Below are 18,042 nucleotides of genomic sequence, written 5' to 3'. Positions count from 1 at the left end.
AGATTTGGATAATTTAATTACTGAGTTATCAGATTTAGCTAAAGAATATTTTGAAAATTCAGAATTTGAAAAATGCGATGAAGTTTTAAGCGAGCTTATAGCTTTTTGTAAAGGTGAAGTTACACTAGCGCAAGATGGTAAAGTGATTTTTATAGATGATGAGGATAAAGAGCGTTTGCTTTTAGAGACTTACCATAATAGAGCGTTTTGTAGATTTAATTGCTTGAAATTTCAAGAAGCGCTTGAAGATGCAACTATAGCTGTAGAATTTGATCCTAGTAATGTATTTTTGTTTAATCTTTTGGGCTTGTGTAATTTTAAGTTAGATTTATTACAAGAAGCGCTTTTAGCTTTTAATAAAACTATAGCGTTAGATAATGCATATTATTTAGCATATTTTAACAGAGCTAGGGTTTATATACTTTTAGATGAGCAAACAAAAGCTTTAAAAGATTTACAAACTTGTATCGATTTAGCTCCAGAATATTATATAGCTTATTATACTAGAGCCATTGCCCTGCTTAGTGTTGATCCAAAACAAGCTTTGCTTGATTTTAAGAAGTCTCAAGATTTGGGTTTTGAATCTTCGCAGATTTTTTATTATCAAGGGGTAGCTTATGAGAATTTAGAAGATTATCAAAAAGCTATAGAATTTTTTACTAAGATGATTGAGCAAGATGAGAGTTTTTCTGATGCGTATTATAAAAGGGCTAATAATAAACGTAAAGTCGATGATTTAGAGGGGGCTTTGCAAGATTGCTTAAAATCCATTGAATTAGATAATGAAAATGCAATGGCATATTTGATTTTGGGACATATTTATAAAGACTTAGAAAAGATAGAATTATCAATAGATGCTTTTAAAAAATCAATCGAATTAGATGAAAATTTGCAATATCCATGTTTTGCATTGGCTAGGGTTTTGTATGATTTAGAAGATTATGAGCAAGCTTTGAAATATTATGATAAAACAATTGAGCTTTATGAAGAATATGCTCAAGCATATATTAATAGAGGCAATACTAAAATTAATCTAAAAATGATTGAAGAAGCTATAGAGGATTTTGACTTAGCAGCTAAATATTATCAAGAAAGAGCAAGAAAGCATGATTTTACTCCATCAGAATTAGCAGAACTTGAACACGCAGTTCCTTATGGTTTTTATCATTTGGGCAATAGTTTATATGAAATAGACAAATATGATGAAGCTTTGATAAGTTATGAAAAAGCTTTAAAATATCAAAAAGAATATCCCGATGTATTTTTTAATAGGGCTTATTTAAAATCTGATCTTGAAAAATATGAGGAAGCTTTAGAAGATAGTGAACTAGCTGTTAAATATTATAAAAAGCAAAATAATACCCAAGATTTTGCTAATTCCCTTTCTCAAAGAGCTTGGATTAAAAGTAGACTTGAAAGATTTCAAGAAGCTATGGATGAATACAATGAACTTATAAAAACATATAAAGATTATGTTGATTTAAAAGATGTATTATTTGAAAGGGCATATTGTGCAAAAGAGCTTGAATCTTATGAAGAATTAATAGCTTATTGTAATGCAGCACACAAGGTGGATAAAAATAATTTTAAACTTTATTTTTGGCGTGGAATTGCTAAATATAATTTAAGCTTAGAAGAAGAAGCTATAGAAGATTTAAACAAGGCTTTAAAAATTGATAAAAACCATAATGGAGCAAAGTATTATAAGGGACTTTGTTATGAAGATCTTTATATGTTTGAAGAAGCGATAAAATGTTATGATAGTGTGATTTTAAGCAACGAAGAAGATGATGAATCGTATTTTCATAGAGCAAAATGCAAAAGAAATCTTGAAAAATACAACGAAGCTTTAAAAGATATTAATGAATGCTTAAAAATAATTGATGATATTGGGGAGTATTGGATAGAAAAAGCACAAATTTTAAGCTTTTTAGGAAAATACGATGAAAGCTTTGAAGCGGCAAAAAAAGCAAGTGAGCTTGAGCCAAAATCATATGAGTGTTATCATTTTATGGGTGCAGTTAAAGTATATTTGCAAGATTTTAAAGAAGCTATAAAATATCTTAATATGGCTTTAAATTTAGATGATAGTCAAAATTGGACACATTATTATAAGGCAGAGTGTTTAAGAAATTTAGGTGATTTTCATGATGCATTACAATGTTATGAAGATTGTTTAAAGATAGTAAATGAAAATACCGATGCTTTGGTGGGAAAAATTCAGTGTTTAGAAGAGTTAAAAGAATATGAGCAAGCTTTGGAGTGCACTAAAGAATTATTAAAACTTGATGAAGAAAATAAGTTTGCATTAAAAAATCAAAATATTTTAATGCAAAAATTAAAACAACAAAATAAAAAATGGTGGCAAATTTGGAATTAAATTAGAGTTTGTTGATGTATTCTTTAATCTCTTTTTTGATTTTGTCTTTTTTGTCTTTTAAAGCTTGTTTTTTATTTTTATACTCTGTTTTACTCATATAATCTTTTTGTTTTTTTAATTCTTTCAACTCTTGTTCGATTTTTTCTATCTCTTGCTCTTTAAGTTTTTTGGCCTCTAATTTTTTATCATAAAAAAGAGGATCTTTTGCGCAATCTGCCTGAACTTCTTTTAAGGCTAATTCTAAACTTAAAGCTTTTTCTTGATGATTGTAATTTTTAGCATAAGCTATTTCTTTTTGAATTTGCTTTATTTTAACCTCACATTGCGTGGAAAATGCAAATGAGCAAAGTGTAAGTAAAAATAACAATTGCTTCATAATTTAAACCTTTCTTTTTTGAAATTTTAGTTTATTATATTAAATAATTTATTTGCTGTTTTTAATAAAAACATGAGTTTTAAAAAAAGTTATTTGACCTTTTATAAAAACAAAGATGAATTATTATCAAGCTTATAGTTTGATTTTCTCATATTTTAAACTTATATGATTTTTGTACTAAAATAATCCTAAGTAGATGATGTGATAGGACTTGATAACTAGAATTAATAAATTTTTTAAACATAAATATTTTTTATTTTTTTAAGTAATATTGATGTAAATCCTTCAAAATCAGGTAAATTTAAATCCTTAATTTCTCTTTGCTGTTTTCCCCACATACTTTCAGGAAAAAACCCATCTTCTTTAAAACGTGCCATAACATGAAAATGCACTCTTGGTACATAGTTTGCGAAGGAAGCTATGTTGATTTTTTCTGGGTTGTAGTATTCTCTAAGGCTTAACTCACAAGCTAAAACATACTGAAAAAGCATATTTTGCAAAAAGGTTGGACAATCACTTAATTCTTTGTAGTTTTCTTTAGTAAAAATTTTCACCCAAGGAATTTGAGAATCTTCTTTTTCTATAAATAAAAAATCATTTTCATAAATCATTTAAATCCTTAAAAAGACTAGGGTTATTCCTAGTCTTTTGATTATTTTTTTACTCCTATCATTTTTGTAGGATCTACAAATTTAGCAAAGTCTTCTTCGCTTACTAAGCCAAGTTCCATAGCACTTTCTTTTAAAGAAATACCTTTTTTATGAGCATTTTTTGCTACTTTAGCTGCATTTTCATAGCCAATATGTGGGTTTAATGCAGTTACTAGCATTAAAGAATTATGTAAGTTAAAATCAATTTTTTCTTTATTTGGCTCTATACCAACAGCACAATGGATATTAAATGAATGCATAGCATCAGCTAATAAATCAAGGCTTTGCAAGAAGTTATAAATAATCACAGGTTTAAAAACATTAAGCTCGAAATTTCCTTGGCTTGCTGCAAAACCAATAGCTGCATCATTTCCCATAACTTGCACTGCAACCATAGTTAAAGCTTCGCATTGAGTAGGATTAACCTTGCCTGGCATGATAGAACTTCCTGGTTCGTTCTCAGGTATGTTTAACTCTCCAAGACCACATCTAGGGCCACTTGCTAGCCATCTAATATCATTTGCTATTTTCATTAAATTTGCAGCTAAGCCTTTCATAGCTCCATGGGTAAAATTAATTGCATCATGGCTTGTTAGTGCATGGAATTTATTTGGACTTGAAACAAATTTAGTACCTAAAAGCTTGCTTAATTCTTCGCTTACTTTTTCACTAAGTTCTGGATGCGCATTCAATCCTGTACCAACAGCTGTCCCACCTATTGCAAGTTCTCTTAATGTAGGTAAAGAAGCGATGATTTGCTCTTTTGAGTGAAGTAACATAGAAAGATATCCGCTAAATTCTTGAGCTAGGGTAAGTGGTGTAGCATCTTGAAGGTGAGTTCTTCCTATTTTAATAATTCCTTCAAATTCTTTTACTTTTTTTTCAAAAGTTGCAATAAGCTCATCTAAAGCAGGGATAAGTTTTTTCTCTACTTGCTCTACCGAAACTATACTCATAGCAGTTGGAAAAGTATCATTTGAACTTTGACTCATATTTACATGATCATTTGGATGAACAAGCTTTTCCTTTCTAAAATCTCCACCCATAATTTCAGTTGCACGGTTTGCTATAACTTCATTCATATTCATATTGCTTTGAGTGCCTGAACCTGTTTGCCATATTGCTAGTGGGAAATTATCGTCAAATTTTCCTGCTACAATTTCATCACAAGCTTGCACGATAGCATTTTTTTTAACATCATCTAATTTGCCAAGTTTATTATTTACTAAAGCCAAAGATTTTTTAAGATTTGCAAAAGCATAAATTAAAACTTTTGGCATTTTCTCACAACCAATTTTAAAATTTTCAAAACTTCTTTCAGTTTGTGCTCCCCAATATTTATCATTAGGAACTTTTATCTCTCCCATAGTATCGTGTTCGATTCTGTATTCCATGGCCTTTCCTTGTAATAAAATAAGTTGTGATATTTAAACTAAATAAACCCTAAAGTTTGCTTATAATTTAAGAAGTATTTATAAAATTTTTGAAGAAAGGTGTAGTTTTTTTCAAAACTACACAAATATTATTCTACTGTAACACTTTTTGCTAGATTTCTTGGCATATCCACATCATTGCCAAGTCTTATAGAAACTTCTAAAGCTAGAAGTTGTAAGATTACCATCATTTCGAAAAATTCGCACATATAGTGCTCTTGTTTTGAAGTTTTTATAAAATCATCACTTAAATCAAAATCAAGTGGAGAGATAGCAAGTAAAGTAGAATCCCTTGCAGCTAATTCTTCTACATTTGATTTTGTTTTTTCATAAAGACAATTTTGCGGCATTAATGCAACGGTAAAAAGCTCACTATCTGCTAGAGCAATAGGTCCATGTTTCATTTCACCTGCTGGATAGCCTTCAGCATGTAAGTATGAAATTTCTTTAAGTTTTAAAGCTCCTTCTAGTGCTAATGGATAAAATACATCTCTTCCTATAAAGAAAAAGCCATGGCCATGTAGGTATCTTTTTGAAATTCTATGTACTTTTTCATGTAAGTTTTGTTCAACTTTAACTATACTTGGCAAGCTTCTTAGAGCTTTGATTTCTTTACTCATATCTAAATTTGCTTTTTGTGCAAGATAGATTGCAAGCATCCATAAAGTTGCTACTTGAGTGGCAAATGCTTTAGTTGAAGCTACACCTTTTTCAATGCCCGCTCTAGTAAGTAAAGATATATCAGCCAAACGCACGATGTTAGAATTATCCACATTACATATTGCTAAAGTTTTAACTCCTTGTGTTTTTGCTATTTTTAAAGCTTCTAGTGTATCAGCTGTTTCGCCGCTTTGAGAGATTACTATAAAAAGAGTATTTTTACCTATAATAGCTTCTCTGTATCTAAATTCACTTGCTACTTCAACTTTAGTTTTAATTTTTGCAAGTCTTTCAAGTAAATAAGCCCCACTTAATGCTGCATGATAGCTTGTACCACAAGCACAAAGTGTGATTTCATCTATGTTTTGTAAAAGAGTTTCATCTATATCTTCAAAAACAATCTGCTCACCTTGTAATCGTCCCATTAAAACTTCGCCTAAAACTCTACTTTGCTCATAAATTTCTTTTTCCATGAAAAACCTATAACCATCTTTTTGAGCATAACTTTTATCTTGACTTAAAGCCACAAAAGTAGGTTGTATACAAGCTTGATCATGACAAATTTTGCATTCATTTAAATTAACATATCCATAATCTCCATCTTCAAGATAAGCTACTTTATCCACTAAAGAAACTAAAGGTGCATCACTTGATGCAAAATAATATTCATTTTCATCGCCATTTTTTCCGATGATGAGTGGCACAGCATTTTTAGCAAAATAAATTGTATTAGGATCTTTTTTACTCACAAGCAAGATTGCAAAAGCACCTTTTAGTTCAGCTATGGTCTTTTTAAAAGCTTCAAATGGTTCTAAATTACTCGCATGATATTCAAATAAATGTACAATAACTTCAGTGTCAGTTTGACTTAGAAAATTAATACCTTCTTGTGTGAGTTTTGTTTTTAATTCTTGGTAATTTTCTATGATTCCATTATGTATTACACAAGAGTATTGTCCTAAATGTGGATGCGCATTTATTTCGGTTGGTTTTCCATGAGTTGCCCAACGCGTATGGCCTATAGCAAGCCCAAATCCATCACTATTAAAATTAGCAGTTTTGTTAGCTAAATTTTCTAATTTTCCAACTGCTTTAAAAAAGTCTAATTCTCCATCTTTCATTACTGCTATACCGGCGCTATCGTAGCCTCTGTATTCAAGCTCTTTTAAACCTTCTAATATGATTTTTTTCTTTTCTTTAGTTCCTATATAACCTACTATTCCACACATCTTTTACTCGCTTATTAGTGATTTAAGAATTTGATCTTTATGATCTTGCAAGCTTTCATTTTTATGCAAAATCAAAACATTTCGCGTTCTTTCTTTTATGGTTTGAATTTTTGCTGCACTTAAGATAATATCATATCTTGCAAGTACATCCATCACATAAGCCATTAAACCTTTTTGATCTTTTGTGTTTAAGGTTATTTTGGCATAGCTTTTGGAATAATTCATGTCTAATTTTAATTCATCTTTTTTAATGTTTGGTTTTTTTGCTTTTTTTTGTACTTTTAAATGTAATTTAGAATTAAGTAAATTTTCTAAACTTTGTTTTTGATTATCACTTACTATATCTGAATATTCAAATTTCAGATAAACTTTTTCATCAAATAATTCAAAAAAACTCATAAAGACTAAATTTAAAGAACTTAAAGTGTTGAGTATATTTTCAAGATTATTTTTTCTATTCATTATAAGCTCTAGAGTAAAATTATCTTGATTGTCAAGCCAAAAAGTAAAATTTTCTTTTTGCGCAATCTGTGTTATTTTAATAATTTTTTCAAAGCTATTTTTTATAAAAAAGAGATTAGATTTAATATGAGTGATATTGTTTTGAGTTTGCTCATCAAGATCTAAAAAAGCCTTGCTTCTTTTTAGGGTTTGTTCTTTTTTTACCCTTCTTTGACTCTCATCAATTAAATTTTCATCCTCAAAACCTTCTAGTGCATTTTGAAACAATCTTTCTAAACTTTTATAATAAAAATGATTTTCTATACTCAAAGCTTTAGCATTGCAAAAAGATAAAAGATGTAAGGTTTTTAGGGTATGAGTATCATTTAATTTGGAAATAAAATTTAATACAATAGTAGAATTATAAATATCTTCTTTTTCTATAATATCTTTAAAAGCATTGAAATTTTTAAATAATCTTAAGCCAAAATCTAAAAGTTCATTATCAACTTGGAATTTTCCAACATAAGCTCTGTAAATATTAGCTAAAGAAATTTCATTTTCTTCATGAATAGCACTTAAAAGTATGGTAAGCTTTATTATTAGAAGTGTTTTTTTATCAAATTTGCAATCTTTTTCTTCAAAGTATTTTAAGCAAAGTAATGCTCTATCTAATGCGCTATAAACACCTTCTTCTTCGAGTAAAAATTTACTTTGAATTAATGGTTTGCAAAAATCTTTTAAAATGTTTGCATTGTTTAGTAGTTTTAAAATACTAAAAGAATGTTTTTTTTCTAATATACCTTTAAATAACTCCAAATTTTCATCATTATTTTTTGCTCTTTTTAATGCAAAAATTAGTTTAATATCAAAAATAAAATCCTCATCTTCTAGTTTTAAAAGTCGATTGAGTATTGAATTTAAATTTTCATTTTCATCTGAATGAGTAAAAAAGTTATCTTGTATTTCATAAAGTTTATTTTCTTTATAATGTTTTTCCTGGATGCATCTTGCTAAAAAATGTGTATAAATTCCACAAATTTGCATACTTTGCATTGCTTTTTGAATGAGTATGGATTTAAGATCTAAATTTTTCTTTTCTTTTTTATGCATTAAGTTAGCAAGTTCTTGTGAATTTTGTATTAAAAATAAATTTGTGTTTTTACCTTCTAAAAGATTCATTGCACATTTAAGTGAAAATAAAAAATCACTCGCAAGCTTAAATTCGCTAAATTCTTTTTCATTGATAAAATTAAGCATGTAATTTTTGGGAGAATCTTTAAATAAAATATTTAAATTTTCTATATTAAGTTGCTCATCTAAACCGCCAAAATTTTTATTAATATCAAATTCTTGCTTGATTAAAGGTTGATAATAAGGGTTAAATTCTTGCAAGATTTTTAGAGCAAATTCTTCTTTTAATTCATCTTGAGCTTGGGAAATTTTTTCTTTGATTTGTTTAAATAAAATCTTAGAACCACTAATATAGCGATATTGTAAAATATTTTGTTTAAGCTCATTTTTAGCTATATTATAAAGTCCATTTATTTCACAAATTTGATAGTTAATGCTTAAACCAATATCGTTTAAAAAAGTAATAAATGCTTTCATTAAAGGCTTAATATTATAAGCTTTTATATCTTTATAAATAAGCAATAAATCAATATTTTCTTTTATGCTTAAATTCATTTTAGCATATTGTTTAATGGCGATAATACAAAAAGGAATTTTGTCATTATGTGGAAAAAAATCATCAAAAAAATCATTTAAAACAAGTTCATAAATATCTTCTATAAAACGATCAATCTCTTTAGAATGGTAAAAGCTAAAAGAACCTTGCTTTAAAAAAAGTCTAGAACAATATGCTTCATAGTCTTTTAAAGAATTTTTTAATTTTTGAATTTTTTGCATATCCATTTTTGAAAATTATTCCTTGCTTTAAATTTTTGTTAAAATCATACCAAAAAATACTTTGTATTAAATTTTAAGTAAGTTAAAATTATAATTGTAGTTTAAAATTAAAAATATGGTAAGAATATGCAAACAATTATAGAAAAATTAGAAAATCAAGAAAGATTAAACGAAGAAGAGGCTAATAAACTTTGGGATTTAGAGCTTTTTACTCTAGCTAAATATGCACAAAAAATTCGTACTAATTTGCATGGCAAAAAGGTTTATTTTAATATCAATCGACATATTAATCCTACAAATATATGTGCAGATACTTGTAAATTTTGTGCTTTTTCAGCACATAGGAAAAATCCTAATCCTTACACTATGACACATGAAGAGATAATGAAAATAGTTGATGAGACAGTTTTAAGAGATACGAAAGAAATTCATATTGTTTCAGCGCACAATAAAAATACATCATGGCAGTGGTATTTAGAAATTTTTAAAATGATTAAAGAAAAATATCCATTTTTACACATTAAAGCTCTAACTGCTGCTGAGGTTGATTTTTTAAGTAGAGCTTTTGATATGAGTTATGAAGAAGTAATAGAAAAAATGCTTGAGTATGGTGTTGATTCTATGCCAGGTGGTGGAGCTGAAATTTTTGATGAAGAAGTTAGAAAAAGAATTTGTCATGGTAAGGTAAGTAGTGAAAATTGGCTAAAAATTCACAAACTTTGGCATGAAAAAGGTAAACAAAGTAATGCTACTATGTTATTTGGGCATATAGAAAGTAGAGAAAATAGAATTAATCACATGATAAGATTAAGAAATCTCCAAGATCAAACAAGCGGGTTTAATGCTTTTATTCCTTTAGTTTGGCAACAAGATAATAGTTTTATTACAGGTAAAAAGCCACTTGGCTCGGTGGAAATTTTAAAAACTTTAGCTATAGCAAGAATAGTGCTTGATAATATTAAAAATATCAAAGCTTATTGGGCAACTATGGGTATAAATTTAGCTATGGTGGCTCAAGATTTTGGCGCAAATGATTTAGATGGTACCATAGAAAAAGAAAGCATACAAAGTGCAGGCGGAGCAAAAAGCTCAAATGGCTTAAGTTTAAAAACCTTCATAGAGATGATTCAAAGTTCAGGTTATATAGCAATAGAGCGAGATAGTTTATATAATGAACTAAAAATTTATTAAGGATTAAAATGGATTTTTTTAAACTTAAAGAGCATAATAGCGATGTAAAAACTGAAATTTATGCAGGTATTGCTACCTTTTTAGCAATGATTTATATTATACCGGTTAATGCTAATATAATGAGCAATTCAGGTATGCCACTAGAAGCTTTAATCGTAGCAACCGCTTTGGTAACTATTATAGCTACTACTTTAAGTGCTTTTTTTTCTAATACTCCTGTGGCTATGAGTGTAGGCATGGGATTAAATGCGTATTTTACTTTTAGCGTGTGTAATACTTATCAAATTCCTTGGCAAAGTGCTTTGGGGGCTGTTTTTTTATCAGGTATTGTTTTTACTTTATTATCTTTTACTAATTTTAGAATTTGGGTTATAAAAAGCATACCAAATGATCTAAGAAAAGCTATATCAGCGGGTATTGGAACTTTTATAGCTTTTATGGGACTTGTGCAAATGGGAATTATCACCAAAAGCGAAGCAACTTTAGTAGGCTTGGGAGATTTTTCAAGCACTAAAGTACTTTTTGGATTATTTGGTTTGTTTTTAGTTTTTGTTTTTTGGGCTTGGAGGATTAAAGCTGCTTTTATCTTAGCTGTTTTTGTAAGTGCTTTGTGTGCTTGGATTTTTGGTATTGATGGAGCTAGGTTTCCAGAACAACTTTTGTCGATGCCAGTTATAAACGGAGATAATGGCTTAAGTGCAATATTTGGTAAGCTTGATATTAAAGGAGCTTTAGAGCTTAGTATGATTCCTATAGTGCTTACTTTTTTTGTTACTCAGCTTTTTGATAGCGTAGGGACAATCACAGGCGTAGGCTCAAGAGGAAAAATATTTGATGATCCAAAACAAGGTGATAAAAAACTAGGAAAAACTTTAGGAGTAGATGCTGTTAGTTCAGCTATGGGAGCAGTTGTTGGTACCTCTACTGTAACGGCATTTGTGGAGAGTTCAGCAGGAGTTGAAGTAGGCGGTAGAACAGGTCTTACAGCTTTAGTTACTGCTATATGTTTTGTTTTCACTTTATTTTTACTACCGGTATTTAAAGCTATTCCTGCAAATTCTATTTATCCTGTATTGGTTCTTGTTGGAGTTTTAATGTTTATGGAAGTTGCAAATATTAATTTTAAAGATAAAGCAATAGCTGTGAGTGCGTTTTTTATTATTATTATGATGCCGCTGACTTATTCTATTACAACAGGTTTTGCTTTTGGTTTTATTGCGTATTTATTTATGCGTATTATGCAAAAAGAATTTGATAAAATTAATCTTGGAATTGTCATTTTAAGTGCAATTTCATTATTGGTATTTTTGTTACAATTTTTATAGGAAGTGATTATGTATTATTATGCTTATGAAGAATTTCAAAAAGAAATTATCCCTTTTACACGCAAAATAAAAGAGGAATTTAATCCCGATGTTTTACTTGCTATAGCAAGAGGTGGTATGACTTTAGGTCATTTTTTAGCAGAAGGTATGGGTAATAGAAATTTATTTTCTTTAAATTCTATCCATTATGAAGATACTCAAAAATTAGATACGATTAAAATTTTTAATATTCCTGATCTTAGCTCATATAAAAAAGTTCTTTTGGTAGATGATATCATAGATAGTGGTGAAACTATGATAGAAATTAAGAGAGTCTTAAGTCAAAAGTTTCCTCATTTAGAGCTTAAAGTAGCAAGTGTTTTTTACAAAACTTCAGCATTATTAATCCCTGAATTTTATATTAAAGAAGCTAAGGAATGGATTGATTTTTTCTGGAGTATTAAAATTTAGTTTATTATTAGCTATAAATAATACAATATAATTAAATACTAAACTAAAAGGAAGGACAAACATGAGTTTAACAAGAAGAAAATTCTTAAAAGGTCTTGCTGCAACTTCAGCAGTTGCTTCCGTTAATCCTTTAATGGCAGCACAAACAAAATTTTACGATACTAAAAAAATTCCTCATGCAACTCACTTTGGTGCTTTTTGGGCTGAAGTAAATTCAGAAGGAAAAATAGTAAAAGTTACTCCACAAAAATCTGATAAACATCCTTCAGTAATAACTGATGCTATTATCGATAGAACTTATTCAGACACTAGGGTAAAGTATCCTTGTGTTAGAAAAAGCTTTTTAGAAGGTAAAAAAAGACCTAAATTAAGAGGTAAAGAACCTTTTGTAAGAGTAAGTTGGGAGAAAGCTTTAGAGCTTGTATTGGAAAAATTAAAAGAAACCCCTATTGAAAATTTATTTAATGCAAGTTATGGTGCATGGGGACATGTAGGTTTATTGCACAATTGTAACTCAGTAGCAGGAAGATTTTTTAATACCGCTTTAGGTGGCCATATTGGTACTGATGGTGAGTATAGTAATGGTGCTGCTGGTAAAGTAAATGCTAGCATAGTAGGAGATTTGGAAGTTTATTCTTTACAAACTTCTCATGAAGTTATTTTGGAAAACACTCAGGTTTATGTTTTATGGGGAGCTGATCTTTATAAATGTAATCAAATTGATTTTAAAGTTGCAAATCGTGGTAATGATGATTATTATAAAAAATACAGTAAATCAAAAATTAAATTTATAACTATCGATCCTCAATATACTCAAACAGCAGAAATTTTAAATGCCCAGTGGATTAAGATTCGTCCAAATACTGATGTTGCTTTAATGCTTGGTATGATGAATTATTTATATAAAAGTGGAAAATATGATAAAAAATTCATTGAAAAATATACTGATGGTTTTGACAAATTCTTACCTTATCTGCTTGGAAAAACTGATGGTATTGATAAAACTCCAGCTTGGGCTGCAAATATTACCGGCGTTGAAGAAAAAGTTATTACCGCATTGGCAGATACTTTTGTAAAAAATAGAACCTTTTTAGCAGGTAACTGGGCTATGCAAAGAGCACACCATGGTGAGCAAGCTGATTGGACTTTAATGGTTTTAGCTTCAATGATAGGTCAAGTAGGCTTACCTGGTGGTGGATTTGGTTTTTCTATGCATTATTCAGGTGGTGGTCAAGCATTTTCAGGTGTAAGATTACCAGTAGGTTTACCACAAGGTAAAAATAATCTTGATACTAATATTCCTGCAAGTAGAGTTTCAGAAGCTATTTTAAATCCAGGTAAAACAGTTAAATTTAAAGGTAAAGAAATCACTTATCCTAAAATTAAACTCATGTATGTAGTGGGCGCTTCTGTATTGGGCCATCATCCAAATACAAATGAACTTATCAAAGCTTTAAGAACACTTGATACATTAATTGTACATGAGCCTTGGTGGACTCCTATGGCAAAAATGGCAGATATTGTATTACCTTCAACTACAACTTTAGAAAGAGATGACATTAGCTTTGGTGGCTCTTATTCTCAAGATTATGTTTATGCTATGAAAAAAGTAATTGAGCCTTATTTTGAAAGTAGAAATGACTATGATATTTTCGAAGAATTAGCAAAAAGAATTGGCGAGAGAGAGCATAAAAAATTTACAGGTAATAAAACAAAACAACAATGGCTTGAAGGTTTTTATGGAAGAAGTGATTGTCCTTATTATATGGAATTTGCTGACTTTTGGAAACAAGGTTTTATCCATTTTGAACCACCAAAAGAAGCTTATAATTTTGTAAGACACTCTGAATTTAGAGCCGATCCTGTGGCAAATAAACTTGCAACAGAAAGTGGAAAAATCCAAATTTATTCTCCAAAATTTGAAAAATACAATTTAGATGATTTTAAAGCACATCCAACATGGTTTGAGCCTGCAGAGTGGCTGGGTAATGAAAAATTAGTTAAAAAATATCCTTTCCATTTAGTAAGTCCACATCCAAGATATAGAGTGCATTCTCAACTTGATAATACTTGGGTAAGAGATTTGTATAAAATTCAAGGTAGAGAGCCTGTGATGATTAATACAAATGATGCTAAAAAACTTGGCATTACCCACGGAGAAGTTGTAGAAGTATATAATGATCGTGGATCACTTTTAGCAGGTGCTTTTGTAACAGATAATATCATGGAAGGGGTTATTAGTATCCAAGAGGGTGCTTGGTATGACCCTGAAGATGTAAGCGATAGCAAGCCAAGATGTAATGCAGGCCATGTAAATGTTTTAACAAGCTCAAGACCAACTTCAACTATGGCTCAAGCAACTAGTGTAAATACTTGCTTAGTGGGCATTAAAAAGCTAAAAGAAGTTATAAAACCTTATAATTCAACTACACCACCAGAAATCATAGGAGCTTAAAATGAAGAAAATTATATTGACATTAACTTTTTTAGCTAGCGCTTTGTTTGCTAAAGATATGTTTATTTTTAATGAAAAAGTAGATCTTTTAGATAGTGCTAGTAAAAAAGTAGTAGGACAAATTTATGAAGGCTCTAAAGTGGAGCTTATAAAAGAAGAAGGCGAATACTCTTTAATTAAAGTCAAAGGTGAGGTTGTGGAGTCAAATCCAAAAAGCCTTGCTTATACCAAAGATGGAATTTATCTTTTACTTACTTTAAATGCTAAAAATGCAAACAATGAAATGGAATTTTTAGTTAAAAGTAAAGATTTGACCGATCAAGAAATTCTTGCTTGGGATGAGATAGAATTAACTTATTATGATACTTGCACAAGTTGTCACGCAGCACATAAACCAAAAGAACATTTAATGGAAGAATGGGATGCATATTTATCTGCTATGCAAGGTTTTGCTAAAATCACTGATGCAGAAAAAGATAGAATTTTAAGATTTTTACAATCTCACGCAAGTAATGGGCCTGTAAAACTTGACTAATCAAAAATGAAAAGGTATTTATTAGCCGTTTTATTTTTTGATTTTTGTGCTTTATTATATGGTGTAAGCACTTTATCTATCAGCTATAATGAAGCACAAATTTATTTTTACGATCATAGCTTAATTGCTATGATTGCTAGATTTGGTACTACTCTTCTTGGACAAAATGATTTTGGATTAAGACTTCCATTTGTTTTGTTGCATTCTTTAAGTTGTATTTTGTTGTATATTTTGGCTTTAAGATACACCAAAACTTCTTTTGATGCTTTTATTTCTGTTGTACTTTTTATATTGCTTCCTGGTAGTGTAGCCAGTGCTTTGCTTATCAATGAATCTAGCGTAGTAATATTTTTTACGCTTTTGATTTTGGTGTTGTTTGAATATAAAAAATTTTTTTTATTTTATATTTTGTTTTTTTTAGTTCTTTTTGTAGATGGAAATTTTGTAATTTTATATTTATCTTTTTTCTTTTTTGCTATATATAAAAAAGATAAATTACTTATTGCATGCTCTTTGATTTTATTTGCTATTGCAATGAGTATTTATGGTTTTGATGCAAGTGGAAAACCTAAAGGATATTTTTTAGATACTTTAGGTATTTTTGCAGCTTGCTTTTCACCTTTAATTTTTCTTTATTTTTTTTATGTTATTTATAGAATTCTTTTACAAGATGATAAACCGCTTTTATGGTTTATTAGTGCAACTACTTTCGTTTTTTGTTTGATTTTTTCTATAAGACAAAGACTTTTTTTAGAAGACTTTTTACCTTTTTGTGTAGTTTGTACTCCATTATTAGTTCGTTATTTAATGTCTTCTTATCGCTCAAGAATGCCACAATTGCGCCTAAAACATAAAATTTTTATAGAATGCTCTTTAGTTTTTTTACTATTTTTTTATCTTGGTATTATTTTTAATCAAAGTTTTTATTATTTATTAAAAGATCCAAAAAAACATTTTGCTTATGATTATCATATTGCTAAAGAATTGTCTTTAAAGTTAAAACAACGAAATTTTACACATATTTTCACTAAAGATAAAGAGTTAGCTTTGAGACTTAAATTTTATGGTATTTCCAAAGGTAAATTAGAACTTCATTCTAGTAAAAAAGCTAGTAAGATATATGTTAGTTTAGGTAAGCATAAAATTTATTATTATATAAAATGAAACAAGCTTTTACTTTAATAGAACTAGTTTTTGTTTGTATTATATTATCTTTATTGTTTTCTATGGGGTATTTTTATTACAAACCTGACTATTTGCGTTTAGGGGCTGAACAAATTTTAAATGATATTAAATATACAAGACATTTAGCATTAATACAAAATGATTTTAGAGTAAAAGAATTTAATATTGCTAAACGAGAGTGGTTTAAAGCCAAATGGCAATTATATTTCATACGCTCAAAGTCAGCTACAAATAATGAACAAACTTATACTATTTTTTTAGATAAAAATGGTGATGGTAATGCAAATATAGGTAAAAACATGATTAATAAAGACAGAGAAATAGCTGTTGATTTAATTAATCCAAACTTATTGATGAACTCAGGACAAAGCGGAGTAATAAATCAAAATGATTCTAAGGCGAATTTAAAATATAATATAGAAAAAACATATGGTATTTCAAAAGTTTTGTTTGAAGGTGCTTGCAAGGGAAGTACGCGTTTAATTTTTGATGATTATGGTCGCTTATATACACCTTTGAAAAATGCTATGCGTCCTTATGATAAGCTCTCATCTTTTAATAATAACTGCATTATAAGATTATCTAATAAACAAGATCAGCATATATGTATAGTTATAAATCCTATCAGCGGTTATGCTTATATACCTAATTTTTCTTCACTAAACCAGCAGAGTATTATTTTAAATAATAAACAAATATTTTGTCATAATATATAATTTTTATTAAAATTTATTATTTTTTTTGATAAAATATATTTACTAAAATAATTCAATTTAAATACAAAAAAGGAGATATATGAATGTAAATACACAAATGAGTGTGAAAAATAAATTGTCCATTGTTGTTGGCGTTATTGTCTTTTTAGCTTTATCAATAATCACTATAATGGCATTTGTTTCTAGTAGAAATAATTTAATTTCAAACAGTAAACAAGCGAATGAAGATTATTTATTGATCACAGAAACTCAAGTGGAAGGATATGTTGATGGTTATATAGATATTTTACTTGCCATAAAAAAATACATTGATTCTTTGGGAAAAAATCAAGTTTTAAATTTTGATTCTATGGAGCAAATACTAGGAGATGATTTAAAAATTTTTAAAGATGGATCAAATACTTTAGCTGTCTATGTTGGTTTTCCCGATGGAACTATGCTTGTAAGCGATACTGTTTCTGATAAAAAAGGGGCTAATTTTAGAAAAAGAGGTGGTGGAGTTTCTTCTTATGATGATCCAAGTTACGATGCTACTTCTAGAGACTGGTATAAAGGGGCTATTGCAAATGATGGAGTGTTTATAAGCGATGTTTATGAAGATTCTGTTACAAAATTACCTAGTTTTACTTATTCTACCCCGATTAAGAAAAATGGTAAGTTGATAGGTGTTTTAGGTGTTGATTTACTGCTAACATCTTTGCAAAAGACCTTTGAAAAACTTCCAGGAAATGTTTTTGTTTTTGATACAACAAGCTCTATTCCTTTTGCATCAAATAATAAATCACTAATCTTAACTCAACATCCAAGTATGGAAGAGATAAAAAAATATCATCAGCAATTTGGAGATTATAAAACATTTGAATATATAAGCGTTGATACACAAGAAGAAAGATTTGGAATTTGCGCTAATATAGATAATTCAAAAGCTAAAGTAAGCTATATTGCTTGTGCAACTCAAAAGCAAGATGAGTTGGAAATGTTGGTTTTAAAAGACGCATATAAGCAAATTATTTTTTCTATTATTATATTGTTTATTTCATGTTTTGCTATTTACTTTTTTTCTTCAAAATTACTATCCCCTTTACAAGCAATCCAAAAAGGTATC

Annotated in this window: 14 protein-coding genes; 9 read left to right on the top strand and 5 right to left on the bottom strand. The window is 28.8% G+C overall.

The genetic code is table 11. The annotated features are described in order from the left end of the window. Positions 1–4: 4 nt before the first annotated feature. Positions 5–2,380 (top strand): tetratricopeptide repeat protein, encoded by a 2,376-nt coding sequence (locus tag L8X50_RS04530; protein WP_263660502.1) that lies wholly within the window; start codon positions 5–7, stop codon positions 2,378–2,380. Position 2,381: 1 nt separating this feature from the next. Here L8X50_RS04530 and L8X50_RS04525 read toward each other — a convergent pair whose 3' ends face one another. From L8X50_RS04525 to L8X50_RS04505, 5 genes are all read right to left on the bottom strand, one after another. After that, positions 2,382–2,756 (bottom strand): DUF1090 domain-containing protein, encoded by a 375-nt coding sequence (locus tag L8X50_RS04525; protein ID WP_263660501.1) that lies wholly within the window; start codon positions 2,754–2,756, stop codon positions 2,382–2,384. A gap of 236 nt (positions 2,757–2,992) precedes the next feature. Next, the gene (locus L8X50_RS04520; protein ID WP_263660500.1) at positions 2,993–3,367 is read right to left on the bottom strand and encodes an HIT family protein; all 375 of its coding nucleotides are present in this window, start codon (positions 3,365–3,367) and stop codon (positions 2,993–2,995) included. Positions 3,368–3,408: 41 nt separating this feature from the next. Continuing rightward, a complete protein-coding gene (gene fumC, locus L8X50_RS04515; protein ID WP_263660499.1) occupies positions 3,409–4,800 on the bottom strand; it encodes a class II fumarate hydratase in 1,392 nt (463 codons plus the stop codon). Positions 4,801–4,928: 128 nt separating this feature from the next. Then, the gene (gene glmS / locus L8X50_RS04510) at positions 4,929–6,728 is read right to left on the bottom strand and encodes a glutamine--fructose-6-phosphate transaminase (isomerizing) (protein WP_263660498.1); all 1,800 of its coding nucleotides are present in this window, start codon (positions 6,726–6,728) and stop codon (positions 4,929–4,931) included. A gap of 3 nt (positions 6,729–6,731) precedes the next feature. Continuing rightward, positions 6,732–9,086, bottom strand: a complete 2,355-nt coding sequence (locus tag L8X50_RS04505) for a nucleotidyltransferase (RefSeq protein WP_263660497.1) — start codon at positions 9,084–9,086, stop codon at positions 6,732–6,734. Positions 9,087–9,206: 120 nt separating this feature from the next. Here L8X50_RS04505 and mqnE point away from each other — a divergent pair, with 120 nt between their 5' ends. The 8 genes from mqnE to L8X50_RS04465 form a co-directional block, all read left to right on the top strand. After that, positions 9,207–10,271: an aminofutalosine synthase MqnE gene (gene mqnE, locus L8X50_RS04500; protein WP_133319349.1), complete on the top strand. Its 1,065-nt coding sequence runs from the start codon at positions 9,207–9,209 to the stop codon at positions 10,269–10,271. 8 nt (positions 10,272–10,279) lie between these two features. Next, the gene (locus L8X50_RS04495) at positions 10,280–11,596 is read left to right on the top strand and encodes an NCS2 family permease (protein ID WP_263660496.1); all 1,317 of its coding nucleotides are present in this window, start codon (positions 10,280–10,282) and stop codon (positions 11,594–11,596) included. Positions 11,597–11,605: 9 nt separating this feature from the next. Next, positions 11,606–12,046, top strand: a complete 441-nt coding sequence (locus L8X50_RS04490; protein ID WP_133319347.1) for a phosphoribosyltransferase — start codon at positions 11,606–11,608, stop codon at positions 12,044–12,046. 61 nt (positions 12,047–12,107) lie between these two features. Continuing rightward, on the top strand, positions 12,108–14,501 hold the full coding sequence (locus L8X50_RS04485) for a molybdopterin guanine dinucleotide-containing S/N-oxide reductase (RefSeq protein WP_133319346.1): 2,394 nt from the start codon (positions 12,108–12,110) through the stop codon (positions 14,499–14,501). Position 14,502: 1 nt separating this feature from the next. After that, the gene (locus L8X50_RS04480) at positions 14,503–15,036 is read left to right on the top strand and encodes a hypothetical protein (RefSeq protein WP_263660495.1); all 534 of its coding nucleotides are present in this window, start codon (positions 14,503–14,505) and stop codon (positions 15,034–15,036) included. 6 nt (positions 15,037–15,042) lie between these two features. Beyond that, positions 15,043–16,200, top strand: a complete 1,158-nt coding sequence (locus tag L8X50_RS04475) for a hypothetical protein (RefSeq protein WP_263660494.1) — start codon at positions 15,043–15,045, stop codon at positions 16,198–16,200. Continuing rightward, complete coding sequence (locus L8X50_RS04470) at positions 16,197–16,937, top strand: Tfp pilus assembly protein FimT/FimU (protein WP_220566288.1); 741 nt, start codon at positions 16,197–16,199, stop codon at positions 16,935–16,937. Before L8X50_RS04475 ends, L8X50_RS04470 begins: the two co-directional genes overlap by 4 nt. A 79-nt stretch (positions 16,938–17,016) precedes the next feature. Next, positions 17,017–18,042 (top strand): cache domain-containing protein (locus L8X50_RS04465; protein ID WP_263660493.1); only part of this gene is annotated, 1,026 nt, incomplete at its 3' end.

Source organism: Campylobacter sp. CNRCH_2013_0898h (assembly GCF_025772965.1).
GTDB classification, from domain to species: Bacteria; Campylobacterota; Campylobacteria; order Campylobacterales; family Campylobacteraceae; genus Campylobacter_D; species Campylobacter_D lari_D.
The sequence above is the reverse complement of the archived record's forward strand: the minus strand, read 5'-3'. Positions and strand labels throughout refer to the sequence as shown.